Source organism: Curtobacterium sp. MCBA15_016 (assembly GCF_001865105.1).
Taxonomy (GTDB): domain Bacteria; phylum Actinomycetota; class Actinomycetes; order Actinomycetales; family Microbacteriaceae; genus Curtobacterium.
On record NZ_MJGR01000034.1, the window covers coordinates 13,708 to 15,040 of the forward strand.

At 73.9% G+C, this 1,333-nt stretch carries 1 protein-coding gene; it reads left to right on the forward strand.

The genetic code is table 11. The features are described 5' to 3' along the window. Positions 1-1,304, forward strand: a 1,304-nt coding sequence (locus tag BIV03_RS13895) for an alpha/beta fold hydrolase (protein WP_175475871.1), incomplete at its 5' end; no start/stop codon positions are given. Positions 1,305-1,333 lie beyond the last annotated feature (29 nt).

A 1,333-nucleotide genomic window follows, 5' to 3' on the forward strand; every position in this document is an offset into this window, starting at 1 on the left:
ACGTGCACGACGTCGTCGTCACCGCCCTCGTCGACCCGCCCGCCGTCACGCGCCTCGTCGCCTACGTCGTCGGCCGTCCCGGTCGCCGCACCCCGGCGCCGGCGGCCCTGCGCCGCGCACTGCGGGCGACGCTGCCCGAGTACATGGTGCCGGCGGCGATCGTCCCGATGCCCGAACTGCCGCGCAACGAACGCGGCAAGGTCGACCGGGCGAAGCTACCCGGTGCGCCGTCGCTCGAGGTCGAGATGGTCGAGGGCGAGTACGACCAGTGGGAGCTCGTCGTCGGGCAGATCTGGGCCGAGGTGCTCGGACTCCGCGGCGTGCACCTCGACGAGGACTTCACCGCGCTCGGCGGCGACTCGCTCTCCGCCGAGGAGATGCTCGCGATCGTGCAGGCCCGGCTCGGCGTCGACCTCCGCGCGTCGGAGCTCCTCGAACAGCCCACCCTGCGCGCCTTCGCCCGACGGGTGCGCTCGGGGGCGAAGTCGCTGCCGAGCCACCCCGACGTCGTCAAGGTCTCCGAGGCCCGCGTCCCCGGGCGCCCGCCCGTGTTCTGCCTCAGCGGGGCCGGAGCCCTCGGCCTGACGTTCCTGCCGCTGTCCCGGTACCTGCCCGAGCACGACGTGTACGCCTTCCAGCAGCACGGTCTCGAGCGACGGGCGATCCCGGACTGGAGCATCCAGCGCACCGCGCGCCGCACCGTCGAGCTCATGCGCATCGTCCAGCCCCGCGGACCGTACCTGCTCGTCGGGCACTCCCTCGGCGGCCTCGTCGCCCTCGAGGTGGCGAAGCTCCTCACCGAGGGCGGCGAGCGGGTCGAGCACGTCGCGATCCTGGACAGCTACCTGCCGCGCAGCAGCACCGAGCAGGCGCAGCTGCACTTCGGCCGGATGGCGGAGAGCCCGGTGCGCAACCCGGCGCTCCGAGCACTCAAGCGCGGGCTCGACCGGGCGGCGAAGCGCATCCTGCCCGCCGGCGTGCCGGTGGGCGAGGAGTTCGCCAAGCGCGTCCGCGCCTACGGTGCCGGCGTCCTCCGCTACGGCGGGCAGAAGGACTTCGACGCCCTCTTCGACCAGGCCACGATCGTGACGCGGCGGCACACGCCCTCGCCCTACGACGGCACGGCGACGTTCGTGCTCGCCGACGGCAACCCCGACGTGGACGGCTGGAACGACGTGCTCCGCGGTGCGACCACCACGGTGCGCATCGAGAGCGAGCACAGCTCGCTCCTCCGCGAGCCGCACGTCGCCGAGCTGGCGACCGCCTTGCGCGCCGCCTTCACGACGCAAGAGGCGCGTCCCTGACGCGACCAGCGAGGGCCCTGGAGGCGCGG